Source organism: Sphingomonas daechungensis (assembly GCF_039543105.1).
In the GTDB taxonomy this organism is placed as follows: domain Bacteria; phylum Pseudomonadota; class Alphaproteobacteria; order Sphingomonadales; family Sphingomonadaceae; genus Sphingomicrobium; species Sphingomicrobium daechungense.
On the sequence record NZ_BAABJC010000001.1, the window covers coordinates 2,166,541 to 2,192,515 of the forward strand.

Annotated in this window: 27 protein-coding genes; 18 read left to right on the top strand and 9 right to left on the bottom strand. The window is 64.0% G+C overall.

Annotation, left to right across the window (positions count from 1 at the left end):
• Positions 1 to 11: 11 nt before the first annotated feature.
• Positions 12 to 893: a non-homologous end joining protein Ku gene (gene ku / locus ABD928_RS11345; protein ID WP_187715112.1), complete on the bottom strand. Its 882-nt coding sequence runs from the start codon at positions 891 to 893 to the stop codon at positions 12 to 14.
• 129 nt (positions 894 to 1,022) lie between these two features.
• On the opposite strand from ku, the gene der reads away from it, so the two are divergent.
• Positions 1,023 to 2,381, top strand: coding sequence for a ribosome biogenesis GTPase Der (gene der, locus ABD928_RS11350; protein ID WP_345168851.1), 1,359 nt, complete (start codon positions 1,023 to 1,025; stop codon positions 2,379 to 2,381).
• Between the two features lie 53 nt (positions 2,382 to 2,434).
• Positions 2,435 to 2,869, top strand: coding sequence for an Hpt domain-containing protein (locus ABD928_RS11355; protein ID WP_187715111.1), 435 nt, complete (start codon positions 2,435 to 2,437; stop codon positions 2,867 to 2,869).
• Here ABD928_RS11355 and ABD928_RS11360 read toward each other — a convergent pair.
• The 7 genes from ABD928_RS11360 to purL all read right to left on the bottom strand — a co-directional run bounded on the left by ABD928_RS11360 (position 2,866) and on the right by purL (position 8,908).
• The gene (locus ABD928_RS11360) at positions 2,866 to 4,131 is read right to left on the bottom strand and encodes a DUF418 domain-containing protein (RefSeq protein ID WP_345168855.1); all 1,266 of its coding nucleotides are present in this window, start codon (positions 4,129 to 4,131) and stop codon (positions 2,866 to 2,868) included. The two genes, ABD928_RS11355 and ABD928_RS11360, sit on opposite strands and share 4 nt — an antisense overlap.
• Before the next feature lie 21 nt (positions 4,132 to 4,152).
• Positions 4,153 to 4,632 (bottom strand): bacterioferritin, encoded by a 480-nt coding sequence (gene bfr / locus ABD928_RS11365; RefSeq protein ID WP_187715109.1) that lies wholly within the window; start codon positions 4,630 to 4,632, stop codon positions 4,153 to 4,155.
• Between the two features lie 111 nt (positions 4,633 to 4,743).
• The gene (locus tag ABD928_RS11370) at positions 4,744 to 4,977 is read right to left on the bottom strand and encodes a (2Fe-2S)-binding protein (RefSeq protein ID WP_317617574.1); all 234 of its coding nucleotides are present in this window, start codon (positions 4,975 to 4,977) and stop codon (positions 4,744 to 4,746) included.
• A 9-nt stretch (positions 4,978 to 4,986) separates the two neighbouring features.
• Complete coding sequence (locus ABD928_RS11375) at positions 4,987 to 5,649, bottom strand: CPBP family intramembrane glutamic endopeptidase (RefSeq protein ID WP_187715108.1); 663 nt, start codon at positions 5,647 to 5,649, stop codon at positions 4,987 to 4,989.
• Between the two features lie 38 nt (positions 5,650 to 5,687).
• Positions 5,688 to 6,089, bottom strand: coding sequence for a DUF3052 family protein (locus ABD928_RS11380; RefSeq protein WP_187715107.1), 402 nt, complete (start codon positions 6,087 to 6,089; stop codon positions 5,688 to 5,690).
• Positions 6,086 to 6,535 carry a hypothetical protein gene (locus tag ABD928_RS11385; RefSeq protein WP_187715106.1) on the bottom strand — a complete coding sequence of 150 codons (450 nt, stop codon included), beginning with the start codon at positions 6,533 to 6,535 and terminating at the stop codon, positions 6,086 to 6,088. The genes ABD928_RS11380 and ABD928_RS11385 overlap by 4 nt, the downstream gene beginning before the upstream one ends.
• A gap of 117 nt (positions 6,536 to 6,652) precedes the next feature.
• Entirely contained in the window at positions 6,653 to 8,908 is a 2,256-nt protein-coding gene (gene purL, locus ABD928_RS11390; RefSeq protein ID WP_187715105.1) for a phosphoribosylformylglycinamidine synthase subunit PurL, read from the bottom strand.
• Between the two features lie 113 nt (positions 8,909 to 9,021).
• On the opposite strand from purL, the gene ABD928_RS11395 reads away from it, so the two are divergent.
• Positions 9,022 to 9,498 carry a VOC family protein gene (locus tag ABD928_RS11395; RefSeq protein ID WP_187715104.1) on the top strand — a complete coding sequence of 159 codons (477 nt, stop codon included), beginning with the start codon at positions 9,022 to 9,024 and terminating at the stop codon, positions 9,496 to 9,498.
• A 60-nt stretch (positions 9,499 to 9,558) separates the two neighbouring features.
• Here the strand turns inward: ABD928_RS11395 and ABD928_RS11400 are convergent, their stop codons facing one another.
• Positions 9,559 to 9,906, bottom strand: coding sequence for a hypothetical protein (locus ABD928_RS11400; RefSeq protein WP_345168865.1), 348 nt, complete (start codon positions 9,904 to 9,906; stop codon positions 9,559 to 9,561).
• An 85-nt stretch (positions 9,907 to 9,991) separates the two neighbouring features.
• On the opposite strand from ABD928_RS11400, the gene ABD928_RS11405 reads away from it, so the two are divergent.
• The 15 genes from ABD928_RS11405 to ABD928_RS11475 all read left to right on the top strand — a co-directional run bounded on the left by ABD928_RS11405 (position 9,992) and on the right by ABD928_RS11475 (position 25,973).
• Positions 9,992 to 10,219 (top strand): hypothetical protein, encoded by a 228-nt coding sequence (locus ABD928_RS11405; RefSeq protein ID WP_187715102.1) that lies wholly within the window; start codon positions 9,992 to 9,994, stop codon positions 10,217 to 10,219.
• 8 nt (positions 10,220 to 10,227) lie between these two features.
• A complete protein-coding gene (locus ABD928_RS11410; RefSeq protein WP_345168868.1) occupies positions 10,228 to 10,947 on the top strand; it encodes a hypothetical protein in 720 nt (239 codons plus the stop codon).
• A 305-nt stretch (positions 10,948 to 11,252) separates the two neighbouring features.
• Entirely contained in the window at positions 11,253 to 11,744 is a 492-nt protein-coding gene (locus tag ABD928_RS11415; protein WP_345168870.1) for a division/cell wall cluster transcriptional repressor MraZ, read from the top strand.
• Positions 11,741 to 12,706: a 16S rRNA (cytosine(1402)-N(4))-methyltransferase RsmH gene (gene rsmH, locus ABD928_RS11420; protein ID WP_345168872.1), complete on the top strand. Its 966-nt coding sequence runs from the start codon at positions 11,741 to 11,743 to the stop codon at positions 12,704 to 12,706. Before ABD928_RS11415 ends, rsmH begins: the two co-directional genes overlap by 4 nt.
• The gene (locus tag ABD928_RS11425) at positions 12,703 to 13,449 is read left to right on the top strand and encodes a hypothetical protein (protein ID WP_187715097.1); all 747 of its coding nucleotides are present in this window, start codon (positions 12,703 to 12,705) and stop codon (positions 13,447 to 13,449) included. The genes rsmH and ABD928_RS11425 overlap by 4 nt, the downstream gene beginning before the upstream one ends.
• Positions 13,446 to 15,146, top strand: a complete 1,701-nt coding sequence (locus tag ABD928_RS11430) for a peptidoglycan D,D-transpeptidase FtsI family protein (protein WP_187715096.1) — start codon at positions 13,446 to 13,448, stop codon at positions 15,144 to 15,146. Before ABD928_RS11425 ends, ABD928_RS11430 begins: the two co-directional genes overlap by 4 nt.
• A gap of 5 nt (positions 15,147 to 15,151) precedes the next feature.
• Entirely contained in the window at positions 15,152 to 16,579 is a 1,428-nt protein-coding gene (locus tag ABD928_RS11435; protein ID WP_345168877.1) for a UDP-N-acetylmuramoyl-L-alanyl-D-glutamate--2,6-diaminopimelate ligase, read from the top strand.
• Positions 16,580 to 16,596: 17 nt separating this feature from the next.
• The gene (locus tag ABD928_RS11440) at positions 16,597 to 17,982 is read left to right on the top strand and encodes a UDP-N-acetylmuramoyl-tripeptide--D-alanyl-D-alanine ligase (RefSeq protein WP_187715765.1); all 1,386 of its coding nucleotides are present in this window, start codon (positions 16,597 to 16,599) and stop codon (positions 17,980 to 17,982) included.
• Entirely contained in the window at positions 17,970 to 19,040 is a 1,071-nt protein-coding gene (gene mraY, locus ABD928_RS11445; RefSeq protein ID WP_187715095.1) for a phospho-N-acetylmuramoyl-pentapeptide-transferase, read from the top strand. The genes ABD928_RS11440 and mraY overlap by 13 nt, the downstream gene beginning before the upstream one ends.
• Positions 19,037 to 20,359, top strand: a complete 1,323-nt coding sequence (gene murD, locus ABD928_RS11450) for a UDP-N-acetylmuramoyl-L-alanine--D-glutamate ligase (protein ID WP_345168881.1) — start codon at positions 19,037 to 19,039, stop codon at positions 20,357 to 20,359. The genes mraY and murD overlap by 4 nt, the downstream gene beginning before the upstream one ends.
• The gene (locus ABD928_RS11455; protein WP_345168884.1) at positions 20,356 to 21,579 is read left to right on the top strand and encodes an FtsW/RodA/SpoVE family cell cycle protein; all 1,224 of its coding nucleotides are present in this window, start codon (positions 20,356 to 20,358) and stop codon (positions 21,577 to 21,579) included. Before murD ends, ABD928_RS11455 begins: the two co-directional genes overlap by 4 nt.
• Complete coding sequence (gene murG, locus ABD928_RS11460) at positions 21,576 to 22,736, top strand: undecaprenyldiphospho-muramoylpentapeptide beta-N-acetylglucosaminyltransferase (RefSeq protein ID WP_345168887.1); 1,161 nt, start codon at positions 21,576 to 21,578, stop codon at positions 22,734 to 22,736. The genes ABD928_RS11455 and murG overlap by 4 nt, the downstream gene beginning before the upstream one ends.
• Positions 22,733 to 24,148: a UDP-N-acetylmuramate--L-alanine ligase gene (gene murC / locus ABD928_RS11465; RefSeq protein WP_187715094.1), complete on the top strand. Its 1,416-nt coding sequence runs from the start codon at positions 22,733 to 22,735 to the stop codon at positions 24,146 to 24,148. The genes murG and murC overlap by 4 nt, the downstream gene beginning before the upstream one ends.
• On the top strand, positions 24,145 to 25,038 hold the full coding sequence (murB, locus tag ABD928_RS11470; protein WP_345168890.1) for a UDP-N-acetylmuramate dehydrogenase: 894 nt from the start codon (positions 24,145 to 24,147) through the stop codon (positions 25,036 to 25,038). The genes murC and murB overlap by 4 nt, the downstream gene beginning before the upstream one ends.
• On the top strand, positions 25,035 to 25,973 hold the full coding sequence (locus ABD928_RS11475; protein WP_345168893.1) for a D-alanine--D-alanine ligase: 939 nt from the start codon (positions 25,035 to 25,037) through the stop codon (positions 25,971 to 25,973). The genes murB and ABD928_RS11475 overlap by 4 nt, the downstream gene beginning before the upstream one ends.
• The last annotated feature ends 2 nt before the right edge of the window (positions 25,974 to 25,975 follow it).

Sequence of the window (25,975 nt, forward strand, 5' to 3'; positions counted from 1 at the left end):
AGGGGCGCAACTCACCGTCCTCGACCGCCCGCCGCGACTTTTTTCGCCGGCTTTTTCTCGGGCGCCTTCTTCGCCGCAGCTTTCTTCGGCGCCGACTTCTTCTCGTCGCCGAGGCTCTTCTTGAGCGCCGCCATCAAGTCGATGACATTGGAGCCCTTCGGCGGAGCCTTGTCCGCATCCGGATCCTGGATCACCTTCTCGCCCTTCTTCTTCTGCTTCTCGGCGATCAGGTCCTTCAGGGCATCGACATAGCGGTTGTGGAATTCGCTGGGATTGAACTCGCCCGCCTTCCGCTCGATCAGCATCGAAGCCATGTCGAGCAGGTCCGGGTCGGGCTTGGTGTCACCGATATCGCGGAAGAAGCCCGAGGACTTGTGGACCTCGTCCGCGTAGCGGAGCGTCTCCATCAGGATACCGCGGCCGGCTGGCTTGATCGCGACGACATATTCCTGGCCGCGCATCGCCATCTGGCCGACGCCGATCTTCTTGGCGTCCTTCAGCGCATCGCGAAGCACGACATAGGCTTCCTCGGCGAGGTCGTCGGCGGGAACCACGTAATATGGCTTCTCGAAGAACATCGCCTCGATATTGTCCTCGTCGACAAACTGGACGAGGTCGAGCGTCTTGCGGCTTTCGAGCTTTACCGCCTCGATCTCTTCCGGATCTAGAAGGACGTAGTGGCCTTTCGACACCTCAAAGCCCTTGACGATTTCGTCGGGGTCGACCGGCCCGATGCCGGGTACGACCTTCTCATACTTGATGCGCTTGCCCGAGGGCTCGTGCACCTGATGGAACTGGATCTGAGCGCCACTTTTGGTGGCGGGATAAATCTCCACGGGGATCGAGACCAAGGCGAGTCTGATCTGTCCCCTCCATGCGGGTCGCGACGGCATTCTTCTCATGCTCCCGAACTTGGAACGGGCGATTCAATACGCTCGCCGCTAACTCGTTCCGTTGCGCACACGAATCGGTGTTGTATCACGGTCCTTCGCAGAAGCGGATTCATCGGCTAACCGCCGCGGATGCCCCGTCTCCCCACCGTAGCGATCGTCGGCCGTCCCAATGTGGGAAAGTCGACGCTCTTCAATCGCCTCGTCGGCAAGAAGATCGCGCTGGTGGACGATCGCCCCGGCGTCACCCGCGACCGCCGCGAGGGCGAGGCGAAGCTGCTCGGGCTCGAGTTCCGGGTGATGGACACGGCCGGTTACGAGGACGAAGACCCGCACACGCTTCCGGGTCGCATGCGCCAGCAGACCGAAGCCGCGGTGCGCGAGGCGGACGTGGCCTTGTTCCTGATCGATGGGCGCGAGGGGCTGACCCCGCTCGACGAAGAGATCGCTCGGTGGCTGCGCGCGGGGGAAACACCGGTCATCGTCGCCGCCAACAAGGCGGAGGGGAACGCCGGCGAGAGCGGGCGTCTCGAGGCCTTCTCGCTCGGCCTCGGCGAACCGATCGCCATCAGCGCCGAGCATGGCGAGGGCGTCGTCGACCTGTTCGAAAGCCTCCGACCCTTTGTTGAGCGCGACGACGACGAGGTCGAAGAGGAGCTTGACGAGGAAGACCCGGCTCGGCCGCTGAAGCTCGCCATCGTCGGGCGGCCCAATGCCGGCAAGTCGACGCTGGTCAACAAGATGCTCGGCGAGGAGCGAATGATCACCGGTCCCGAAGCGGGGATCACGCGGGACTCCATCACCCTCGACTGGGAATGGCAGGGACGGCCCGTGCGGCTCGTCGATACGGCGGGCCTTCGGAAGCGGGCGAAAATCGAGGACAAGCTCGAGAAGCTGTCGGGTGCGGACACGCGGCGCTCGATCGAACATGCCGAGGTGGTCGTCCTCCTCCTGGATGCCACTCGGGGCCTGGAGGCACAGGATCTGCGTATTGCTGACCTCGTCGTCGAGGAGGGCAGGGCGCTCATCATCGCGCTCAACAAGTGGGACGTCGCTGAACATGCCTCCTCATTGTTCAACGGAGTGAAGGCGGCGCTTGAAGAGGGGCTCTCGCAGCTCAAGAACGTTCCGGTGCTGGCGATCTCGGCGAAGACCGGGAAAGCCGTGGACGACGTTCTCAAAGTCGCGTTCGAGCTTCGCGAGTCCTGGTCGCGCCGGATTTCGACGGGCGAGCTCAACCGTTGGTTCGAGCAGGCCGTCGACGCCAATCCGCCGCCGGCTCCGAGCGGTCGCCGGATCAAGCTTCGCTACATCACGCAGGTGAAGACCCGACCGCCGACCTTCGTCGTCTTCGGCACCCGCGTCGACCAACTGCCGGACAGCTATCGCCGCTACTTGCTCAACTCGATGCGGCGCGACCTGAAGCTTGCCCCGGTGCCGATGCGGCTTTCCTTTCGCGCGCCGAAAAACCCGTACGACAAGGGGCGCTAAGCCTAATTTTACCCTTTGCGGCGTAAGCGAGTCCCGTGGTCACGGGGAATGCAATGAGCGACGACGACTTCAAGATCGTCGACTGGGTTCACTTCGAACGGAGCCGCGCCGAGCTCGGTGCCGGTTTCATTCGGATTCTCAGTTACTTCCGCGAAGACGGAGCCAAATCGGTCGCGCAGATCGAAGAGGCGATGCACGACCAGAACACGGCCGCGCTCGTTATTCCGGCCCACACCATCAAGGGTGAGGCTCGTCAGTTCGGGGCCGGTCCGCTCGCCGATGTTGCCGAACTGATTGAAAGCACCGCGAGGCTTTGCGTCGAGTCGCGCCGCTTCCCTGACGAGCTCGTTCCGGAAGTCGTCGAGCTTCGCAAGCTCTTCTCGCGAACGGTCGACCTGTTCGACAAGGCAACCAATCCGCTTCTGACCCGCGCTCCGCAGGCAGGTTTCGGCCGCAAGGCCTCGAACCAGGATTTCGGCCGGATCTAGGCCGTCGCGGGCGTCGCTCGCGTCTTCCGCATCGGCTGCATCTTGCCACGCGCAAGGCTGCGCCATGCCCATTCCAGCGGGCCGTAGTGGAAGCGCTCGAGCCATGGCTTGGACCATAAGAGCATCCCCACCCACACCAGCGGCACGAGGCACCACGCCTGCCAGCGCGACAGAGACCCGTAGTAGCCAAGCCCCCAGCCGTAGAAGATCAGCGACGCCACGATCGATGTGCCAAGATAGTTGGAGAAGGCACACCGTCCCGTGGCAGCAATGCGCTGCGCAAGCGGGCCGAAGCGGCGCGTTAGCAGGATGATCTTGGCCGCATAGCCGAATGCCATGACCGTGATGAAGGGCGTCGCAACGACAACGAACGCGGCGATCGAACCTAGGACGCTGAAGCCGGACCAAACATCGTAACCGACAACCCCCGCGCCGCCGACGAAACCGATCGAAAGCGAGATGACGGCAACCCGGCGGTAAGCCTTGTTGCTCCATTCACCGGTCAGGAAACCGGACCGGTATCCGGCCATGCCCAGCAGCATCAGCCCGATAGTGTCCGGAATGAAGGCGATCGTCGTCGGGAAGATATCCGTCCATTCGGACAGGCGATAGCGGACGTAATCGAGATAGGTCCCCAGGTGGATGGCCCGATCGTCGGCAATCGTCTGCGCATCCGGGGCAAAGCTTCCGAAACCGGCATTCCAGGAGTCGATGGCGGCCTGCGGAGCGTTCGGTGCATGGGCGGCGACATCGGTGTGATAGCCATCGATCAGGAAGCCGGTGAACAACAGCATGTGCCCGACCATGAAGGCGGCCCCGAGCGCCACTTGCCTTTCGATCGACAGGTTGCGGAACAGGAAGACCACCAGTCCGCAAACCGCATAGAGCGTCAGGATGTCGCCGAACCAGATGAAGTAATAGTGGATCAACCCGAAGCCGAGCAGGACGAGCATCCGCCGTGCGTGAACGAGCCAGGCCGGCCGGCCGGAAGCTTCGGCGCGCTCGATCACCAACAGCATCGAGGCACCGAATAGCATCGAGAACAACGACCGCATCTTGCCGTCGATCAGGACCATGTTGGTCGCCCAGACCGCAAAGTTCGGGCCGGTACTTCCACCGTACACGGCGGGGTTGAAATAGGCGGCCTCGATCATCGCGAAGGCGATGACGTTGACCGAGAATATGCCCATCACCGCGACGCCGCGAATGATGTCGAGCGTGATGATTCGCCCCGACTCTCCGGTCGATGGAAGTGTCGCCATTCCTGTCCCCCTGCGGGAACCTTAGCTTTCGGCGGGCTTCGACTGAAGCTGAATGTAATTCTGCAGGCCCATCCGCGCGATCATCTCCAACTGCTGCTCAAGCGTGTCGACGTGGCTCTCCTCATTTTCGAGGATTTCCGAGAAGAGATCGCGACTGACGTAATCCTTCACCGTCTCGCAGTGCGCGATGGCTCCGCGCAGCTGGGTCAGCGCTTCCATCTCCAGCTCGAGATCGGCCTTCAGCACCTCTTCAACGTTCTCGCCGATGTGCAGGCGCCCAAGCAGCTGGAAATTGGGCAAGCCGTCGAGAAACAGGATGCGTTCCGCCAGCCGGTCCGCATGCTTCATCTCGTCGATCGATTCGTGACGCTCGAACGCGGCGAGCTTGTGGACGCCCCAATTGTCGAGCAGCCGGTAGTGCAGCCAGTACTGGTTGGTGGCGGTCAGCTCATTCTTCAGCGCCTCATTGAGAAGCTCGATGACCTTGGGATCGCCCTTCATTCAGTGACTCCTGCCGACAGCACGGATGTACTCCCCCACGCGCGCGGAAGGAAGTCGAAAAACTGGCGGAAAACCGGGAAAAACATGCGACTGAGAGTCAGTCGCAGAAAGTCAGGCGGCGCGGGCAGTCACGAGCCGAAGGTGCTTCGCCTTGCCAAGCTCTTCGTCGATCACGTCCTGGGCAAAGTCGAGGCAGCATCCGCACTGCACGTTGCAGCCCTGGCAGGCGTACGCGGCCTCCGGAGACGCCGCGCCGCAGCGAGCGGCCTTGCGGACCTCGCTCTCGGTGATGCGGTTGCAGATGCAGACGATCATGCAGACGTATATATCGATAATGCGAACCATTCGCAAGTATCAGTCGCCGGCCCCTAGCAGCGGCAGCAGGACATTGGGCACGAAGTCGACCAGGAAGTGGCCAGTGATCGTCGCCAACAGGTCGCGCTTCCACAAGTAGTAAGCGGTGAACAGTCCGCCGAGCACGAACGCCAGGAACACACCGGCCATGCCTTGCCGAAAATGGAATGCGGCGAAGAGGACTAGGGTGACGCCCGCGGCAATCCACTTGCTTCCGGTCAGCGACTGCAGGCGCTCCAAGGCAAATCCTCGGTAGAGCACCTCTTCCGAAATGCCTGCGCGCATGACTGCGAGGAATGTGACCGGAAGCGCGCGCGATATTCCGCTTCCTTCTCCATAGTGAATGCCAAGGTCCGAGAAGCCAGCGAGGCACGCGAGCAGGATTACGAAAGCGGCGACGGCCAGCCCGAATCCCCAGGCCACGGAGCGGCCGACACGATCGAAGCGAAGGCCGATCGAAGACAATGGCAGGCGCTCGCGAGCGACGACGATCCACAGGACGAATGCGGTGACGGCAAGGATTGCAATCTCCCGGATGACGATGCTGCTCGCCGCTGTCGGATCGGGGGCGAGCAGACGCTGAGCCGTGACGATCGCTGGAATGCCGAGGAGCGAGATTGCCAGGCCCGCATAGGTCCAGCCGCGCGTGGATGTCTGGGTCATGCGCCCACGTTACACGTGTGTAACGAGAGCGCGAAGCCTTACCGTCGCCGCATCAGCTTCAGGCCCGACCAGGTCGCGTCGATCGCGCAGACCTTCACGTCGACCAGACCCATCGGCAGGCAAACCTCGCGGATCGTGTCCTCCGTGATGTCGGTTGCGACTTTCGCGGCCTTCTTCGGCCAGCTCACCCAGAGGAACCCGCCCTTGCCCAGCAGGGGCAGCAGTGCCCGGGCCTTGTCCTCCAGCGCAGTGCGCTGGGTAACGAAGACGTGCGCTGCCTCGAGCTCGCTTTCGGGAATGAACTGCCATTCGGGCTTCTCGCCGATGCTCTGTTCGATCTCGTGACGAATGGGATCGGGCATGTCGCCCACGAACACCCGCATGCCTTGGCGATACCCGAGCTTCTTGCCGAGCGGCGTGCCGGAGTAGCCGGCGGTCATTCGGATCGCGGCTTCAGAGCGCGCGCGGCGACGAGCGACATGGGGATGCCGACCAGCACCACGTGCGCGAACAGCTGAGTCGCGATCGACAGCGCTTTCGGCGGAAGCGGCGTGCCGAAGCGGAGCGGAACGACCAGCCAGTTCATGATGAAATAGGTGATGACGCCAAAAGCGATTCCGGTTCGGTAAGGCGTAGCGAGAATCGGCGGCCGCGATCGCAGGAACAGCATCAGGGAGACCGCCATAATCGCCATCAGAGAAAAGTGGACGAGCAGGCCGAGGATCGCGCCCGCGGCGCCCATGTCCACGGCAGCAGGGAAGGGGCCCGAGGCGACGTAGCGCAGCATGTTCCCGATCTCGCGGCCGAAGAAAACCGTCAGGATCATCGCGAACAGGATGTCGAGCGTGCCGGAAACGGCCGTCGCGATGGCGATCGGCTTGAGCATTGAGCCTCCCCTTTCCAGGGACGCTAGCTACCTCTCTCCGTCATTGCGAGCGCAGCGAAGCAATCCAGCCGCGCACTGGATTGCCGCGTCCCCTTCGGCACCTCGCAATGACGAGCGTTATGCAAGCGCGGCGTCGGCGCCCATCAGCTTAGGGAAGGTGCCTTCATGCGCGACCCGCAACTGACTTAGCGTCACGCTCTGAGGGCCGCCGCGATCCATCAAATCGAACGTCAATGCATCTCCGCCCGTCGTTCCAATCGGAACGGCGAAAAGGTTCGCATCATTCGCTAGCGCCCGGACCCGATCTGGATCGGACGTCGTGACGACGTAACGACCCTGATCCTCGCCGAACAGGATCGCGCCTGGGTTGGGGATTTGCGGCACGACCGTCATGGACATTCCGATGTTTCCGGCAAGTGCCATTTCAGCAATCGCGACACCTGCTCCACCGTCGGCGCAATCGTGAACAGCAGTGACGAGCCCGTCCGCGATCAATCCACGGATGCATTCGCCCGCACGCCGCTCGGCATCAAGATCGACTGGTGGCGGAGAGCCCTCACGTCGGCCGTGACACACGTCAAGCCAGAGTGACTGGCCCGAATGACTGTCGCTGTGGCCGATCAGGATGATGTGCTCACCCTCAGCCTTGAAAGCGATCGTCGCCGACTTCTCCCAATCCTCCAGCAACCCGACGCCGCCAATTGCAGGCGTCGGCAAAATCGCTGAGCCGCCGCCCGTCGCCTTGCTCTCATTGTAGAGCGACACGTTGCCGCTCACGATCGGGTAGTCGAGCGCGCGGCAAGCTTCGCCCATGCCCTGCAAGGCACCGACGAGCTGCGCCATGATCTCCGGCCGCTGCGGGTTGCCGAAGTTGAGGCAGTTGGTGATCGCCAGCGGCTTCGCGCCGACCGCGCAGAGGTTGCGGTAGGTCTCCGCGACCGCCTGCTTCCCGCCCTCGACCGGATCGGCATAGACGTAGCGCGGCGTGCAATCGGTGGTGATGGCCAGCGCCTTCTTCGTCCCGTGCACGCGCACGACCGCTGCGTCTCCGCCCGGCCGCTGGACGGTGTCGGCCCCCACCTGGCTGTCGTACTGCTCCCAGATCCAGCGGCGGCTGGCGAGGTTGGGTGAGGCCATCAGCTTCAGCAGGTCCGCCGCGATGTCCGTGCTCTCCGGCACGTTCTCCAGCGGCTTGATGCCGGCCCACGCCTTGTACTCGTCCTGGCTGATGTACGGGCGCTCGTAGCAGGGCGCCTCGTCGGCGAGCGGACCGAGCGGGATGTCGCAGACGACCTCCCCGTCGAACTCCAGCACCATGTGGCCGGTGTCGGTGACCTCGCCGATGACCGCGAAGTCGAGCTCCCACTTGCGGAAGATGGCTTCGGCCTCCGGCTCGCGGCCGGGCTTCAGCACCATCAGCATGCGCTCCTGGCTCTCGGAGAGCATCATTTCGTAGGGCGTCATGCCCTCTTCGCGGCACGGCACCTTGTTCATGTCGAGCCGGATGCCCGCGCCGCCCTTGCTCGCCATTTCGACCGAGGAGGAGGTGAGGCCCGCGGCGCCCATGTCCTGGATGGCGACGATCGCGTCGGTGGCCATCAACTCCAGGCAGGCCTCGATCAGCAATTTCTCGGTGAAGGGGTCGCCGACCTGCACGGTCGGGCGCTTCTCGTCGCTGTTCTCGTCGAAGTCCGCGCTGGCCATGGTCGCGCCGTGGATGCCGTCACGGCCGGTTTTCGAGCCGACATAGACGATCGGGTTTCCGATGCCCGTCGCGGCCGAGTAGAAGATCTTGTCCGTCTTCGCGACGCCGACGGTCATCGCGTTGACGAGGATGTTGCCGTCATAGGCGGTGTCGAAATTGACCTCGCCGCCGACGGTCGGGACGCCGACGCAATTGCCGTAGCCGCCGATGCCGTGGACCACGCCCGCGATCAGGTGGCGCATCTTGGGATGATCGGGCCGGCCGAAGCGCAGCGCGTTCATGTTCGCGATCGGGCGTGCGCCCATGGTGAAGACGTCGCGCAGGATGCCGCCGACGCCCGTCGCCGCGCCCTGATAGGGCTCGATGTAGGACGGGTGGTTGTGGCTCTCCATCTTGAAGATGGCCGCGTCGCCGTCGCCGATGTCGATGATGCCGGCATTCTCTCCGGGACCGCAGATCACCCACGGCGCCTCGGTCGGCAGCTTCTTCAGGTGGAAGCGCGACGATTTGTAGGAGCAATGCTCCGACCACATCACCGAGAAGATGCCGAGTTCCACGAGGTTCGGCTCGCGTCCGAGCGCGTGGAGGAGACGGTCGTACTCCTCAGGCGAAAGGCCATGCTCGGCGACGGTTTCGGGACTGATGCGGGAGGCTTCGAGAACGGTCATGCGCGGCCCTTAGCCGCGTCTGCGAATGGTCGCTAGCTTGCGACGAACGGCTTTGGAGCGACTCAGGCAAAAGGAGTAGGCTCGCGGCGGGTGGAAGGGTCAGGAGACCTCAGATGCCGAAGCCCATTCCCGAAGGCTATCACAGCGTCACCCCGTATCTGGTCGTCGACGACGCCAACGCCGCAATCAAATTCTACGAGCGCGCGTTTGGCGCGAATGAGAAGTTCCGACTGCCGATGGGCGGCCGTGTCGGCCATGCCGAGCTGGAGATCGGCGACAGCGTGGTGATGCTGGCTGATGAATTTCCGGATCAAGGCCACCTTGGCCCTCGGAGCCGGGGCGGGCCGACGTCGAGCATTCTGCTTTACGTCGATGACGTCGACACGGCGTTCAACAAGGCGATCAACGCCGGCGCCCATCAGGATCGTCCACTCGAAGACCAGTTCTGGGGCGACCGTATGGGCACCTTGAGCGACCCGTTCGGCCACCAGTGGAGCCTCGCGATGCACGTCGAGGATGTTCCGCCGGACGAGATGCAGCGGCGGATGGAGCAAATGGGCTCTTCCCAGAAGCAGGCGGAACCAGCCTAAGGCCAAATGAAAACGGCGCCGGATTTCTCCGGCGCCGTGGATTGAAACAATGGTGCTGGCTTAAGCCTTGCAGCTCTGGCCGTTGAAGGTGATCGACGCGGCCTTGGCATCGCCGGTCAGTGCCTTGTCGCCAGCGGCGAGCAGAGGAGCGCCTACCTCGTCACGCGACTTCTTCACGCGCGCGGAGCCGTCCGAATACCAGTCAACGTAGATCAGGCTGTTGTCCTTGCAGCGATAGGCCTTGCTGGCCTGGATCGACGGCGGAAGCGTCACCGATCCGGCGTTGGCAACGGCGTTGGCCATGGGGTCCGGCCCGGCGGGGTCGGAAACGATGGTGTGGTCTTCGCTGTTGCAGCCGGCTAGCGCGGCGGCCGCAACGAGCGTCAGGATCGTTAGGGGGCGAGTCATGATTCCAGCGCCTTTCACAACGGCAGTGCAAGCGTCAAGGCATCACCTTGCATTGTACCGTGTCGGGCCATAGCTTCCAACCGCAATGGCCAATCCCGCGAGCACCAGCGCTCAACGCATTCGGATCGGGCTCACGGGCCTTGCGTTCGCCTTCCTGCTGGTGCTGCTCGGCTCGGTCATCACTCGGTCCCGCGAGGATCCGGAAATCGACAATGCGCAGCAGTTGAACACATCGGAATCCGATGAGCCGCTGGCGCAACTGGGCGTTGCTCCCGGAGGCGACGCTTCCCTCAATAACGCCAGCGCAGAGTAGGTCGCCATATGCGCCGCATTCCGGCGCTGGTCCTGGCGCTTGGCTTGATCGCATTGCTCGCCATCGGCGCGGCTGTCGCGCTGGGTCGTGGCGGGTCGGCCTCGAATCTCGGTCCGCGCGACCGGAAGCCGCGGCTGATGCTGCTTACGACCCTGCCACTGATCTTCCCCGAAGAGTTCACCCTGGAAAGCAGTGGATCGAAGGCGCTGACGGTGCTGGAGACCCGCTACCGCGTCGTCCCGATTGGGGCTGCCGACCGGGCGTCCCTCGCGCAGGGCCGATTGCTGCTGATGGCTCATGCATTGCCGCAGACCGCCGAGGCGCTGGTCGATCTCGATCGCTGGGTACGGGATGGGGGGCGGCTGCTTCTACTGGCAGATCCCAAGCTCGACTGGCCGAGCAAGCGGCCGCTGGGCGACAAACTTCGCCCGCCGCCATCGTTCGCTGATACGGGACTGCTTGCTCACTGGGGCTTGAAGCTCGTGAAGAGCGCGGCGGACGGGCCAGTTGCTGGGGACATCGGACCCAGCCCAACGACTTTTTCCTCGCCCGGCGGGATCCTCGCCGAGAAAGCCGGCTGCGATGTTGAGGGGAAGGGCTTAATCGCCCGCTGCGCGATCGGACGCGGCAAAGCGACGATCATCGCCGACGCGGATTGGCTGAATGTCGATGACCGATCCGGTGACCTCCAACTGCTGCTTCGCGAACTCGACCGGCTGGAACGCTGAGTAGGCAGTGACTTAGCCGCTGATTCTCCGATTCGGTCTGCGCACAGGGTTATCCACAGGTTGATATGCAAAGAACAGGTTAGGAACATCCCGCGAAACTGAGGTAAAAAAGCCGCAGAAATCCGCCAGTGGGCATGAAAACCCACGAAATGGCATCAAAATCCATTGTGTCCCCAAATAAGGTGAGTTACCAACACTCTCCGTAGTGCGGGGCTAACCCATTGCCTGTGTTTTGGGCGCGGAAGCGCGGCGATGCCGTGCGTCCGTGGTCGGGAGAGCCGTGCGCTGCGAACGGGGAGTGGTTTGTGGCGCTAGAGCATCTGTTTCAGGGCAGTGCGCTGAACGCGGTGGACGCGAAGGGTCGCGTTTCCGTGCCCTCCTTCCTGCGATCCGTCATTGAACGCAGAGGCGACTCCCGCACGATCGTCCTCGCCAAGCATGACACCTTCGCCTGCCTCAGCGCCTACGACCCCGCATACGCTGCGCTGAAGCACGCCAAGCTGGAGCGCCTGCTCGAAAAAGAAGAGACGAGCCCCGATGCGCAGCTGGAATATCAGCAACGCAACCTGATGGCGTTCGCCGCCACCGAAGAGGTTCCTTACGACCCGTCGGGCCGGATCGTCCTCCCGCCGATGATGCGCCGCAAAGGCGAGCTTCAGGACATCGCACTGTTCCTGGGTACCGGCGAAACCTTCCAGATCTGGAATCCCAAGCTGCTCCTCAAAGATCCGCGCATCCCCGAGGACCTCAAAGACGTCACGCGCTTCCGCCTCGAAGAGAAGGGCCTGAAGGCATGACCGGCCGCGGCACCACCGCAGCGCCGCATGTCCCGGTGCTCCTCGACGAGGTGATCGGCGCAATGGCCATCCAGCCGGGCGAGACGGCTGTCGATGGAACGTTCGGAGCCGGCGGCTACACGCGTGCCATGCTCCAGGTGGGGGCGGGACGAGTGATCGCTTTCGATCGCGACCCCGAGGCGATCGAAGCCGGCAGGTCGCTCGTCCCGGACCCCAATCTGATGCTCGTCGAAGATCGGTTCAGCCAGATGGACCGGGTGTTGACGGAGCGCGGCATCGGCCTCGTCGATGCCATCACGCTCGATATCGGCGTCTCTTCGATGCAACTGGACAGAGCGGACCGCGGCTTTTCCTTCTCGGCCGACGGTCCGCTCGACATGCGCATGGAAAAGGCCGGCCCGACCGCCGCCGACTTCCTCAACGAGGCCGACGAGGCCGAGATCGCGCGTGTCCTTCGCGAATACGGCGAGGAGCCTCGCGCCCGCGCCATCGCCCGCGCCATCGTCAACAATCGCCCGATCGAACGGACGGGCGAGCTTGCCGCCATCGTCCGCCGCGCAACCGGCTACCGCCAGGGCCAGAAGAGCGATCCGGCGACCCGGACCTTTCAGGCGATCCGCATTCATCTCAACGCCGAGCTCGATGAGCTCGAAGGCGGTCTCGCTGCTGCCGAGCGCTCGCTCAAGCCCGGCGGCCGGCTTGCCATCGTCACTTTCCACAGTCTCGAGGACCGCATCGTGAAGCGGTTCTTCCGTGAACGTAGCGGCGCGACGCCAGCGGGGTCTCGTCATCGCCCAGTAGCAGTCCAGGGCCCCGCACCAACATTTGAGCGGGTCGCCAAGCCGGTCAGCCCGTCCGAGGCCGAGATCGCACGCAATCCGCGGTCGCGTTCGGCACGGCTGCGCAGCGCGGTCCGGACATCCACGCCGGCATGGCAGGCCAAATCAGGAGACAGGAAATGAGCGCGGCCCGGAGCTTCCGCTCGGTGTTCATGGTGGCGAGCTGTGCGGGCGCCGCGCTTGGTTGCTACCTGGTCTCGCTCAACGTCGCTTCGGAGCGCGCGTCTTTGGAAGACGTCGAGAACCGGATCGTCATGACGCAGCGCGACATCCGCATGCTTCAGACCGAGATCGGCACTCGCGGCCGCCTGGCACAGCTGGAGCGGTGGAACGTCAAGGTCCTCGCTTTGTCGGCTCCGTCGGCGGACCAGTTTCTGGAGGGCGGCTTCCAGCTTGCCCGCCTCGCGCAGCCCGAGCCGGCGCATAATGTCGAAGCTCCCGTGGTGATGGCCTCGGTGCCCGCGCCGCCTCTCCAATCTGCTCCGCTCGAGGAGGGCGACGCTGGAGTGGATGGCGCGGGCGCCTCCTCGTCCGCTCCCGCTGCCCGGCTGATGCGTGAAGCGAGTCTCAAGATTCCGGTTCGCGAGGCGGTGGAGCAGCAGGCCGTCGCGCCCCAGCCGAAGAAGGTCGTCCAGTCTGCGCAAAAGATCGAAGCCAAGTCGGTGAAAAGTGTTTCGGACGTGCGCGTTAAGACGCCGCAGACCAAGCCGGCGATGAACGAAAAGAAAGCTGGGGATAAGAAGCTCGAAGCCGCCGCCAAGCCGGTGACAAAGCCGGTGCGTCTGGCCAAGGTCGATCCGCTGGCGCCGCTTCCGGCCAAGGCAAATTCGAAGAAAACAGCCAAGGATTCCGGCTCGGCCCGATGAACGCACCGACTCCCGCTCTCGTCGCTTCCCGGCCCGAGCGGCTCCGACTTGTCGGTCAGCGGCGTCAGATTCTGACGATGATGCACCAGCGGCTGATGTTCGGCCTGTTGGTCTATGCCGGCATCATCGCGCTGATCGCGCTGCGCATCCTGTATCTTGCAGCCTTTGGCGATCATGCCGGGGCCAAGCGCGGCCTGACCGCACTCATCCCGGAACGCGGCGACATCGTCGATCGCGACGGCGTGCCGCTGGCGCGGACGATGGACGCGTGGACCATCGGTTTGTGGCCGAACAAGGTGATCGGCGACAAGCTGGAGCTTGCGCGCAGTCTGGCGCGGCTGATGCCCGAACGGGACGAGGCAGCGTATTTCGCAATGCTGCGATCGGGGAAGAACTTCTTCTACCTTCGCCGCCGCGCAGCACCTGGCGTGGTCGAGGCGGTCAACGCGCTTGGCGAGCCAGGCATCGCGCTGGAGCGGGAGCCCGACCGGCTCTACCCGCAGACCAGTCTCGCTGCTCACGTCATCGGCTACACCGATATCGACGGGCATGGCGTGGCCGGCATGGAGCGGGCGTTCGACAAGAAGCTGTCCGACTCCGCCTCCCGCGGGGAGCCGCTGCAGCTGGCGATTTCCAGCCGGATCCAGCAGGCTCTCGAGCACGAACTGCTGTTCGCCATGACCAAGTTCTCGGCCAAGGGCGCGGCCGGTGTCGTCATGGACATTCACACGGGCGAAGTCCTGGCGCTCACGTCGTTGCCGCAGCTCAACCCCAACGCTGCGGGACAGGGATCGATGGAAGCCCGCTTCAACCGCGCCACGCTTGGCGTCTGGGAGCTGGGCTCGACCTTCAAGCCGTTCACCGTCGCGATGGCGATGGACAGCGGGATCATCAAGAATTTCGGCAAGATGTATCCCTGTCCGCGCGAATATCCGGCTTACGGCCGGGTCATTCACGACACTCACCCCTACGGCCGCGCCTGCTCCGTCGCCGAAATCATGAAGGAAAGCTCCAACATCGGTTCGGCTCAAATAGCCGCGGAGGTTGGTGCAGCTCGTCAAAAGGCGTTCCTCGATAAATTGGGCTTCCTGCGGAAGAGCGACATCGAGCTGCTGGAGAAGACGAAACCTCTTCGGCCGCGCGATTGGACTTCGCTGGACACGATGATGATCGGCTTCGGCCACAGCCTTGCGGTCAGCCCGCTGCATCTCGCCAGCGGCTATGCGACGTTGTTCAACGGCGGCGTCTACCGGCCGCCGACGTTGCTCAAGGTCGACCGCAGCCACGCGACTGGCAAGGGTCATCGCGTCTTCACCGAGGACACGAGCTACAAGATGCGCTCGCTCCTGCGTCTGGTTGTGACAGAGGGGACGGGCAAGAAGGCCGACGCGCCCGGCTATCGGGTCGGCGGCAAGACCGGATCGGCCGAGAAATATGAGAACCGGTCCAAGCTGGTGACCAGCTTCGCGGGTGTGTTCCCGATGGATGAGCCGCGCTATGTGATGGTTATGATGCTCGACGAACCCCAGGCGCTGCCGGAAACCTATGGCTTCCGCACTGCCGCCTGGAACGTCGGCCCGGCCTTCGGACAGGCGGTCAGCCGCATCGCGCCCATGCTTGGCGTTCGCCCGGACAAGAATCGCGAACCCGACATGTCGCTTGTACTCCCCTACGTTCACGAAGACGCAAAGCACTAGAGACAGTGAAGCTGAGGGACCTCGCGGGCGTCGATAGCGATTCAGAAGTGACCGGCTTTGCGATCGACCACCGGAAGGTGGCGAAGGGCAGCGTCTTCGGCGCGTTCAGGGGTGCAGTCTTCAACGGTGAAGACTTCATCGGCGAGGCGGTTGAGCGCGGCGCTGTCGCGGTCGTCGCGCGGGCCGAGGCGACCGTTCCATCGGTGCCGCATCTGTCTGATGGCGAGCCGCGGCTGCTGTTCGCGCAACTCGCTTCACGCTTTTACGGACCGTATCCGGAGACTGTCGTGGCGGTCACCGGAACGAACGGAAAGACTTCGACCGTCGAGATGACGCGCCAGATCTGGCGAATGGCGGGACATCGGTCGGCGTCGATCGGAACCCTGGGAGTCACGACCTCCGACGATCAAGTGAAGACCGGCCTGACCACGCCCGACATCGTCACGTTCCTCAACAACATGGCCGGCCTCAAGCGCTTGGGCATCAGCCACGTCGCTTACGAAGCCTCGTCACACGGGCTCGACCAGCATCGCGCCGAGGGCGTGCCGCTGAAGGCCGTCGCCTTCACCAATTTCAGCCGCGACCACCTCGATTATCACCCCTCGATGGACGCCTACTTCGAAGCCAAGATGCGGCTGTTTGACGAGCTGCTCCCGGCGGATGGCGCCGCGGTGGTCTGGACCGACGATCCCAAGTCGGCGGAGGTGATCGAACGGGTTCGCAAGCGCGGGATCGAGCCGTTGACCGCTGGCCGCGCGGGCGAATTCATCCAACTGGTCGAGCAACAGCCGACCGCGCTCGGGCAAAAACTGGTGATCAAGCATGGCGAGGGAACGTATCGTCTCGCTCTGCCTTTGATCGGTGCATACCAGGCGGCCAACGTGTTGGTCGCGGCAGGCCTAGCCATGGCGACAGGCAGTAGCTTCGAGACCGTCTTTTCCGCAATTCAGCGGCTCGCGCCCGTGCGCGGGCGACTTGAGCGTGCGGTCATCAGTCGCGCGGGCGCGCCGGTTTACGTGGATTATGCGCATACCGCCGATGCTCTGGAGGCGGCGATCGCCGCTCTCCGTCCGCATGTCAGCAACCGCTTGATCACGGTGTTCGGGGCAGGTGGCGACCGCGACCAGGGCAAGCGGCCGGAGATGGGTGCGGTCGCGGCCCGGCTTTCGGACGTCGTCATCGTCACCGACGACAATCCTCGCGGCGAGGATGCCGCGAAGATCCGCGCGGAGGTGCTCGCCGGAGCCCCCGGCGCGATCGAGATCGGCGGCCGCCGCGAAGCAATCGCTGAAGCCATTCGCATGGCAGTGGAGGGGGACATCATCCTGCTCGCCGGCAAGGGGCACGAGACCGGTCAGATCATCGGCGCGGGCGCGAACCAAAAAATCCTGCCGTTCGACGACTCACTCGTCGCGCGGGAGTGCGCGGCATGAGGGGCTTGGGCGAAGGCATGGGCGTGCTCTGGGCCTCGGCCGAAATCGAAGCTGCAACCGGCGGCCGTGCAAGCGAGCCCTTCGAAGTCACTGGAGTGACGTTCGACAGTCGCGAAGTTCAGCCGGGCGACCTGTTCATCGCCATGCCGGGCACCGTCTACGATGGCCACAAGTTCGTCGAACGCGCCTTCGCAACGGGAGCGGCGGCAGCAATTGTCTCGCAACCGGTCATTGGCCCGCATGTCCTGGTCGAGGACACAGCGCGGGCGCTCGAAGACCTCGGCCGTGCGTCACGCGAACGTTCGAACGCGCTGATCGTCGGTGTCACCGGCTCCGTCGGAAAGACCAGCACCAAGGAAGCGCTGTACGCCGTGCTCGACCGCATCAGCGGCGGCAAGGCCCATCGCTCCGTCAAGAGCTACAACAACCATACCGGCGTTCCGCTGAGCCTCGCCCGGATGCCGCGCGACGTGGACTTTGCGGTGCTCGAGATGGGCATGAATCATCCCGGCGAGATCGCCGCGCTTACGCGTATGGTCCGCCCGCATCTTGCGCTCATCACCGCCATCGCGCCGGCCCACATCGAAAACCTCGGTTCGGAAGAAGCGATTGCCGATGCGAAGGGCGAAGTGTTCGAGGGCCTCGAAACCGACGGAATCGCGATCATCCCGAACGACACGCCACATCGTGACCGGCTCGTCCGGGCAGCGCGCCGTTACGCCGACCGGATCGTCACGTTCGGTTCGGGCGACGCCGACGTTCACGCCCTTCACGCGGTCCGTTCGTCGGAGGGCGGAAGCCTGATCACCGCAGCGCTTCTAGAAAGTGAAGTTACCTTTACAATTTCTCAGCGCGGCGAGCATTGGGTGTCGAACGCGCTCGCCGTGCTTGCGACCATCGAGGCCCTGGGTCTCGACGTCGGCGTGGCCGGCCTGGCGCTTGCGGATCTCGGCGGACTCAAGGGGCGCGGCGAGCGTCACCACGTCCGCGTCGATGGCGGCGAGTTCCTGCTGATCGATGAAAGCTACAACGCCAATCCCGCCTCCATGGCAGCGACGCTGAAGAGCCTTGGCGCGGAACAGGAGATCGAGCGGCGCATCGCCGTCCTCGGACCGATGCGCGAGCTTGGCGAGCATAGCGCCGAGCTTCACGCCAGTCTCGCGCCTTCCGTTCTCGACGCGCACGTCGACCGCGTCATCCTGATCGGCGACGAGATGCGGCCGCTAGCTGAGATCATCGTCGGAAAGGTCGGTGTCGACATGTCGAGGGACGTCGACGAAGCGACCGAAGCCCTCTTGTCCATGCTCCGTCCTGGGGACGCCGTGCTGGTGAAAGCATCCAACTCAGTCGGGCTTGCGAAGCTGGTCGAGCGCGTGAAGGAGGGCGCGACATGCTCTATCTGATCGCCGAACAGCTCGGATTTCCGGGCATCCTCAACCTCATCCGCTACATCAGCTTTCGCGCCGGCGCGGCAAGCGCGACCGCGCTGCTGATCGGCCTGGTCCTCGGTCCGTGGCTGATCTCGCAACTCCGCGTCCGGCAGGGGAAGGGCCAGCCCATCCGTGCCGACGGGCCGCAGAGCCATCTCGCCAAGCGCGGCACGCCGACAATGGGCGGCCTGCTGATCCTGATTTCGATGTCGGTGTCCGTCCTGCTATGGATGGACCTACGCAATCCGTACGTCTGGGCGGTGTTGCTGGTGACCGGCGGCTTCGGGCTGATCGGGTTCCTCGACGACTACGACAAGGTGAAGAAGGCGCATCACGCCGGCCTGTCCGGCAAGACGCGTTTGGTGCTGGAGTTCCTGATCGCCGGCTTCGCCACCTGGCTGATCGCCGGGTCGGGCACGACCAATCTCTACCTGCCGTTCGTGCAGGGGCCGGTGCTGGACCTCGGCTGGTTCTACATTCCCTTCGGAGCGTTCGTGATCGTCGCCTTCGGGAATGCGGTGAACCTGACCGACGGCCTCGACGGGCTGGCGACCATGCCGGTCATCATCGCCTCGATGGCGTTCCTGCTGATCGCCTATCTAGTCGGCAACGCCCGTTTCGCCGAATACCTCGGCATTCCGCACATCCTCGGCGTCGGCGACCTGACGGTTCTGCTTCTGGCGATCGTCGGCGCGGGTCTCGCCTTCCTGTGGTTCAACGCGCCGCCCGCCGCCGTCTTCATGGGCGACACCGGCAGCCTGGCATTAGGCGGGGCGCTCGGAGCGGTCGCGGTCGCCACGCACCACGAGTTCGTGTTGGTGATCATCGGCGGTCTGTTCGTGTTGGAGGCGGCGTCGGTCGTGATCCAGGTCGTGGTCTACAAGCGCACCGGCAAGCGCGTCTTCCGAATGGCCCCGATCCACCACCATTTCGAGCATCTCGGCTGGTCCGAGCCGACGGTCGTCATCCGTTTTTGGATCGTCAGCTTCATCCTGGCGCTGGCCGGGCTTTCCACCCTCAAGCTGAGGTGATCACCGCCAAGGCCTTCGCCGGCAAACATTATGCGGTCTACGGTCTGGCGCGGTCGGGGCTTGCGACTGTCAAAGCACTGATCGCCAGCGGCGCGACGGTCACTGGTTGGGACAGTAACGACGATGCTCGTGAGCGGGCCTTCGACGAAGTTATGGAAATGTCTGTCGATTTGGATTCTGCCGAATTTCGCGTTGAAGACCTAGATCGGGCGGACCTCAGCCAGTTCGACAGCTTGGTGGTCACGCCCGGCCTGCCTCTCAATCGCCACCCCATCGCCCAGCGCGCCCGCGCTGCCGGCGTCGAGATCATCGGCGACATCGAGATCTTCGCCCGCGCCCGGCCCGAGCTTCCGCCGCACAAGGTCGTCGGCATTACGGGAACCAACGGCAAGTCGACGACGACTGCTCTCACCCATCATATCCTCAAGACCGCCGGCGTGCCGACGGAAATGGGCGGTAACATCGGCCTGCCGATCCTCGCGCAGGACCCGCTGCCCGATGGCGGCGTCTATGTGCTGGAGCTGTCGAGCTACCAGATCGACCTGACGCGGAGCCTCGACTGCGACGTCGCGGTGCTCCTCAACATCACGCCCGACCATCTCGACCGGTACGACGACTTTGATGCTTACGTGGCCTCGAAGGTGCGTTTGCTCGACATGCAGGCAGGTCATTATCTTCAGGTCATCTCGCGCGAAACTCAGCCGACTTTTGAGGAGTATGAGATCCGGTGGTCGCAAGATCATGACCGGGTTATCGGTGTCGGCGTTGACGAGATTGCTGATCAATCGCGCTGGCCCGCGCTCCAAGGACCACACAACGCTGAAAACGCCGCCGCCGCCACTGCGGCATGTCGTTTGCTCGGTTTGACGGAGGAGCAAGTCGAGGAAGGCCTCCGAACCTACCCCGGTCTCCCCCACCGCATGGAGCGCGTCCGCGAAAAGGACGGCGTTCTTTTTGTCAACGACAGCAAGGCCACCAACCCGACCGCGACCGCTCCGGCGCTTGCCGCCTTCCCGGCGATCCGCTGGATCCTCGGCGGGCAAGCGAAGACAGACAATCTCGACGAATGCGCACCGCACTTCGGTCACGTTCGCTCCGCCTACACGATCGGGGAGGCCGGTGAATTGTTCGCGAGGCTTCTCGCGCCGCACATGCCGGTGACGAACTGCGAAACGCTTGAAAATGCGCTGGATCACGCCGCGCGGGATTCACAGGCGGGCGATACCGTTCTACTCTCGCCAGCCTGCGCGTCGTTCGACCAATTCAAGGACTTCGAGCAGAGGGGTGACAGGTTCAAGGACCTGGTGGGGGCGTTATGATCGGAAGCATTTCAGGGCAGATCAAGGCGAAGGCCGCGCGGCTGGACCCGAGCAATTACGGCCGCTCCGACACATCGGCGGTCGGCCGCTGGTTCTGGGAGATCGACAAGGTCCTGCTGCTGCTGATCGCGACGCTGATCGGCATCGGCCTGATCGCCGTCGCCGCCGCGTCGCCCGCCGCCGGCGAGCGCTATTCCGGCGGCTCCGTCCGCTTTTCCGAACTTCACTATTTCTACCGCCAGATCGTCTGGATCGGCGTCGGCGTCCCGGTGATGATTGCCATCTCGATGATGCCGCGCGAGCGGGCCAAGCGCTTCTCCCTCGCGGGGGCGGCCTTCTTCTTCGTCATGCTGATCTTCGTGCCGATCCTCGGGCCGGAGGTGAACGGCGCGACACGCTGGATCGACATTGGCATCGGCCAGCTTCAGCCGTCCGAATTCCTCAAGCCGTTCTTCGTCGTTGCAATGGCATGGCTGCTGTCGCTGCGGGAGCAGGACAAATCGCTGCCGATCTTCCCGCTGTCCGCGGTGCTGGTCGGCGCGGTCGCGGTGCTGCTGATGAAGCAGCCGGACTTCGGCTCAACCATCATCTTCGCCAGCGTCTGGATCGCGATGCTGGCACTCGCAGGCGTTAGCCTGCGCGTCCTGGGAATCCTCGCGGCAGCCGCCGTCGTCGGCGTGGTGCTTGCCTATTTCTTCTATCCCGTCGCGACCACGCGCATCGACGGCTTCCTGTTCGGCGAGGGCGACAATTTTCAGGTCGAGAACGCGATGCGCACTTTGACCGCAGGCGGCCTGTTCGGGATGGGCCCGGGCGCCGGCACTCGCAAGTTCGGCCTGCCCGAGCCCCACACGGACTACATCTTCTCGGTGATCGGCGAGGAGTTCGGCCTGATCGCCTGCCTCGCCATCGCCATCCTGTATCTGACCATTGTCGCCCGCGTTCTGATCAAGCTGCTCGACGAGGACAACAGCTTCGCCCTGCTGGCCGCGGCGGGGCTGGTGATCCAGTTCGGGCTGCAGGCGCTCATCAACATGATGGTGAATGTCCAGCTCGCACCGTCGAAGGGCATGACCTTGCCGTTCATCAGCTACGGCGGAAGTTCGATGCTCGCCCTCTCCATCGGCATGGGCTTGCTGCTCGCATTCACGCGGCGAAATCCGTATCTGACCCGCTCGCCATATGTCGTGAAATGGAGCGGGGAGAGCGTTACCGCATGAATTTCGTTCTGGCCGCAGGGGGGACCGGGGGCCACATGGTCCCCGCGCATGCGCTCGCTGCGGAACTGCGGAAGCGCGGACACGGCGTGCTCTTGATCACCGACGATCGTGGCGCGCGCTTTCCCGGGCTATTCCAGGGCGTGCCGGTGCATATCCTGCCAGCGGGACGGCTGACGAAGAGTCCGCTCGGAATGATCCGCGGTGTGCGCTCGCTGATGGCGGGCCGTCGCGAGGCGAAGAACCTTTACAAGAACCATCGTCCCGACGCGGTTATCGGCTTCGGCGGCTATCCGGCGGTGCCAGCGCTGCTTGCGGCATCTTCGATGAAGATTCCGACTGTTCTTCACGAGCAGAATGCGGTGCTCGGCCGCGCCAATCGATTTCTTGCGGGCGAGGCGACCGCGATCGCAACCGCGTACAACGAGGTTGAACGAATCAAGAAGAGCTACAATGACAAGGTGGTGCTGGTCGGCAATCCGGTGCGCGAGGCGATCGCCAAGCTTGGCGAAGTTCCGTTCCCGCCGTTCGACGAATATGCCCCCTTCAAGATCCTCGTCACCGGCGGAAGCCAAGGCGCGACCGTCCTCAGCAAGGTCGTGCCGGAAGGGCTGGGCCTGCTATCGCCGTCGTTGCGTCTTCGCCTGCAGGTCATGCAGCAGTGCCGCCCGGACGACATCGACCAGGTACGCAAGCGCTATTCGGAACTCGGCATTCCTGCAGAGCTGATGACCTACATCGAGGACATGCCTGCGAAGCTCGCCGAGGCGCATCTGGTTATTGCACGGTCCGGCGCGTCGACGGTCGCCGAGATGACGGCAGCGGGCCGCCCGGCGATCCTCATCCCCTATCCGGAAGCGACCGACGATCATCAGACCGCAAACGCTCGCGACATCACCGACGCGGGCGGCGCGCGGATGATTCAGCAACCTCTGTTTTCGCCCGAGGCGCTGGCCAGGCAGATCGAAGTGATGGCCGAGGACCCGCAGTCATTGATCAACGCGGCGGCCCGCTCGCTATCCGTCGGTAAACCGCACGCGGCGAGCAATCTCGCCGATCTCGTCGAACGCGTCGGTGGAGGGCTGTCGCCGATGGAAGTCGGCTTCACGCTCAGCCCGCGCGTACGCGCCGAAGCCCCCGCCGGAGGGGTTCCAGCGTGAAGGCTTTGGGCACCGACATCGGCACCATCCACTTCGTCGGCATCGGCGGCATCGGCATGTCCGGCATCGCCGAGGTAATGCACAAGGTCGGCTACAAAGTTCAGGGCTCCGACCTCGCTGAAGGTTATATTGTCGAAGGGCTGCGCAAGCTCGGCATTCCGATCATGATCGGCCAGAAGGCCGAGAACCTCGGCGACGCGGCGGTGATCGTGATCTCCTCCGCGGTCAGCCGCGGCAATCCTGAGGTCGAAGCCGCCGTCGAGCGTCGCCTGCCGATCGTGAAGCGCGCCGAAATGCTCGCCGAGCTGATGCGGATGCAGAAGACCATCGCGGTCGCCGGCACGCACGGGAAGACGACCACGACGTCGATGATCGCGGCGATGCTCGATGCGGGCGGGCTCGACCCGACCGTGATCAACGGAGGCATCATCAATCGTTACGGATCCAACGCCCGGCTGGGCAAGAGCGACTGGATGGTGGTCGAAGCCGACGAGAGCGACGGCAGCTTCCTCCGCCTCGACGGGACAATCGCGGTCGTCACCAACATCGATCCCGAACATCTCGAGCATTACGGCGGGTTCGAAGAGGTCAAGAAGGCCTACTGCGAATTCATCGAGAACGTGCCCTTCTACGGCCTCGCCGTGATGTGCGTGGATCATCCGGAGGTGCAGAACGTCATCGGCCGCATTCGCGACCGGCGGATCGTGACCTATGGATTCTCCGCGCTGGCGGATTTGCGTGCCGATAACATGCAGGTCGCGGGACCGGCCGGGAGCCAGTTCGACGTCGTGGTTTCGGGCCGGGATGGCGAGAGGCATACGATCGAGGGCCTCGCCGTGCCGATGCCCGGGCGGCACAACGTCCAGAATGCGCTCGCCGCCGTAGCGGTCGCGCTGGAGCTTAGCATTTCCGAAGACCAGATCCGCGAAGGCTTCGCCCGCTTCGATGGCGTGAAGCGGCGCTTCAGCAAGGTCGGGGAAGTCGATGGCTGCGTGATCATCGACGATTACGCGCACCATCCGGTCGAGATTCGCGCGGTGTTGTCGGCGGCCCGGGAAAGCGCCGACCAGCGGGTCATCGCGGTCGTGCAGCCGCACCGCTACTCGCGTCTTCACGACTTGATGGAAGACTTCCAGAACGCCTTCAATAACGCCGACATCGTGTTCGTGACGCCCGTCTACGCGGCGGGCGAGCAGCCGATCGAGGGCACGGATTCCGAGGCGCTGGCCGAGGGTCTTCGCGCGCACGGCCACCGCATGGTCCGCACGGTCAGCGACCTCGACGACCTGTGCGCCGGCCTTCGCGATCTCGCGGCGCCGGGCGACCTCATCATCTGCATGGGCGCGGGCGACATCACCAAGTGGGCCGCCTCGCTCGGCGACTGCCTGACCAAGGTCAGGGCGAGCAAGTGAGCGTCGACACGCTCCCGCAGGTTCAAGGCAGGCTCACCGAAAATGCGCCGCTGGCGCCGTTGGTGTGGTTCAAGAGCGGCGGCGCAGCGCAGTGGTTGTTCGAGCCGAAGGACGAGGACGATTTGGTCCAGTTCCTGCGCGATCTCGATCCCGAAGTGCCGGTGATGGCGCTCGGTCTCGGCTCCAACATGATCGTCCGCGACGCGGGCGTTCCGGGTGTCGTGGTCCGCCTCGGCAAAGCATTTTCGAAGATCGACAAGGTCGACGACGTGACCCTTCGTTGCGGGGGCGGGGCGAGCGGTATCCTCGTCTCTTCGACTGCGCGCGATGCAGGCATTGCCGGCCTCGAGTTCCTGCGCGGAATCCCCGGCACGGTTGGCGGTTTCGTTCGAATGAACGGCGGCGCTTACGGCCGCGAGGTTCAGGACATTCTCGTCGAAGCTCGCGTCGCGATGCGCGACGGCAGCATCGAAACCCTGCCGCTCGAAAAGCTCGGTTACACCTACCGCCACAGCGAACTGCCTGAAGGAGCAGTGGTCGTCGAAGCCACCTTCCGCGGCTCACCCGGCAAGCCAGAAGCCATCGGCGCGGAAATGGATGCCATCGCCCGCGCTCGCGAGGAATCCCAGCCGCTCCGTAGCCGCACCGGCGGCTCGACGTTCAAGAATCCGCCCGGCCACAAGGCCTGGGTGCTCGTCGATGCGGCCGGTTGCCGTGGGCTGACGATGGGCGACGCCCAAGTCTCGGAAAAGCATTGCAACTTCCTGCTCAACCTCGGTAGCGCGACCAGCGCCGACATCGAGGCGCTGGGCGAGGAAGTCCGCCGCCGCGTGTTGGAAAACTCCGGCATTACCCTTGAATGGGAAATCCAGCGGATCGGCAGGGAATGAACAAGGATTTTCGCGTCGTTGTGTTGATGGGCGGCTGGTCGTCCGAGCGCGAGGTTTCGCTGACGAGCGGGCGCGGCGTCGCCAATGCGATCCGTGAGCGCGGCTGGTCGAACGTGATCGAACTGGACATGGACCGCGACGTCGCCGCCAAGCTGAAAGAGCTGAAGCCCGACGTCGTCTTCAATGCGCTCCACGGTACGCCGGGCGAGGACGGCACGGTCCAGGGCATGCTCGACCTGATGGGCATCGCCTACACCCACAGCGGGCTCGAAGCCTCGGTCATCGCGATCGACAAGGAGCTGACCAAGATGGTGCTGGTCCCGCACGGCGTGCGCATGCCGGCGGGGACGATCGTCGAGAGTGAGAGCCTCTACAGCGGCGACCCGATTGCGCGGCCGTACGTGCTGAAGCCGGTCAACGAGGGTTCGTCGGTCGGCGTCGCCATCGTCACTGACGAGAGCAATTATGGCAGCCCGATCGGCCGCGATGTCGAGGGACCGTGGAGGCACTTTGATACGCTTCTCGCCGAGCCGTTCGTGAAGGGTCACGAACTCACCGTCGCCGTGCTCAACGACGAGGCGCTCGCCGTGACCGAGCTAAAGCCGAAGGTCGGCTTCTACGACTACGACAGCAAATATACCGACGGCCTGACAGAGCATGTCTGCCCCGCGCAGATCCCCGACGACATCGCTCAATCGATGAAGGACATGGCCGCCAAGGCGCACAAGTTGCTCGGCTGCCGCGGCGCGTCGCGGTCCGACTTCCGCTGGGACGACGAACAGGGCGAAGCCGGCATTTTTCTTTTGGAAGTCAACACTCAACCCGGAATGACCCCCTTGTCCCTGGTGCCGGAGCAAGCGAAGGTGTGCGGCATCAGTTACGGGGAACTGGTCGAGCGTCTGATCGAGGAAGCGCTCACGAGAAAGAAGGGGTAGGC

Coding starts and splice junctions, on each gene's coding strand:
- ku (WP_187715112.1), bottom strand. CDS start 893: ATGCCGTCGCGACCCGCATGGAGGGGACAGATCAGACTCGCCTTGGTC.
- der (WP_345168851.1), top strand. CDS start 1,023: ATGCCCCGTCTCCCCACCGTAGCGATCGTCGGCCGTCCCAATGTGGGA.
- ABD928_RS11355 (WP_187715111.1), top strand. CDS start 2,435: ATGAGCGACGACGACTTCAAGATCGTCGACTGGGTTCACTTCGAACGG.
- ABD928_RS11360 (WP_345168855.1), bottom strand. CDS start 4,131: ATGGCGACACTTCCATCGACCGGAGAGTCGGGGCGAATCATCACGCTC.
- bfr (WP_187715109.1), bottom strand. CDS start 4,632: ATGAAGGGCGATCCCAAGGTCATCGAGCTTCTCAATGAGGCGCTGAAG.
- ABD928_RS11370 (WP_317617574.1), bottom strand. CDS start 4,977: ATGGTTCGCATTATCGATATATACGTCTGCATGATCGTCTGCATCTGC.
- ABD928_RS11375 (WP_187715108.1), bottom strand. CDS start 5,649: ATGACCCAGACATCCACGCGCGGCTGGACCTATGCGGGCCTGGCAATC.
- ABD928_RS11380 (WP_187715107.1), bottom strand. CDS start 6,089: ATGACCGCCGGCTACTCCGGCACGCCGCTCGGCAAGAAGCTCGGGTAT.
- ABD928_RS11385 (WP_187715106.1), bottom strand. CDS start 6,535: ATGCTCAAGCCGATCGCCATCGCGACGGCCGTTTCCGGCACGCTCGAC.
- purL (WP_187715105.1), bottom strand. CDS start 8,908: ATGACCGTTCTCGAAGCCTCCCGCATCAGTCCCGAAACCGTCGCCGAG.
- ABD928_RS11395 (WP_187715104.1), top strand. CDS start 9,022: ATGCCGAAGCCCATTCCCGAAGGCTATCACAGCGTCACCCCGTATCTG.
- ABD928_RS11400 (WP_345168865.1), bottom strand. CDS start 9,906: ATGACTCGCCCCCTAACGATCCTGACGCTCGTTGCGGCCGCCGCGCTA.
- ABD928_RS11405 (WP_187715102.1), top strand. CDS start 9,992: ATGGCCAATCCCGCGAGCACCAGCGCTCAACGCATTCGGATCGGGCTC.
- ABD928_RS11410 (WP_345168868.1), top strand. CDS start 10,228: ATGCGCCGCATTCCGGCGCTGGTCCTGGCGCTTGGCTTGATCGCATTG.
- rsmH (WP_345168872.1), top strand. CDS start 11,741: ATGACCGGCCGCGGCACCACCGCAGCGCCGCATGTCCCGGTGCTCCTC.
- ABD928_RS11425 (WP_187715097.1), top strand. CDS start 12,703: ATGAGCGCGGCCCGGAGCTTCCGCTCGGTGTTCATGGTGGCGAGCTGT.
- ABD928_RS11430 (WP_187715096.1), top strand. CDS start 13,446: ATGAACGCACCGACTCCCGCTCTCGTCGCTTCCCGGCCCGAGCGGCTC.
- ABD928_RS11440 (WP_187715765.1), top strand. CDS start 16,597: ATGGGCGTGCTCTGGGCCTCGGCCGAAATCGAAGCTGCAACCGGCGGC.
- mraY (WP_187715095.1), top strand. CDS start 17,970: ATGCTCTATCTGATCGCCGAACAGCTCGGATTTCCGGGCATCCTCAAC.
- ABD928_RS11455 (WP_345168884.1), top strand. CDS start 20,356: ATGATCGGAAGCATTTCAGGGCAGATCAAGGCGAAGGCCGCGCGGCTG.
- murG (WP_345168887.1), top strand. CDS start 21,576: ATGAATTTCGTTCTGGCCGCAGGGGGGACCGGGGGCCACATGGTCCCC.
- ABD928_RS11475 (WP_345168893.1), top strand. CDS start 25,035: ATGAACAAGGATTTTCGCGTCGTTGTGTTGATGGGCGGCTGGTCGTCC.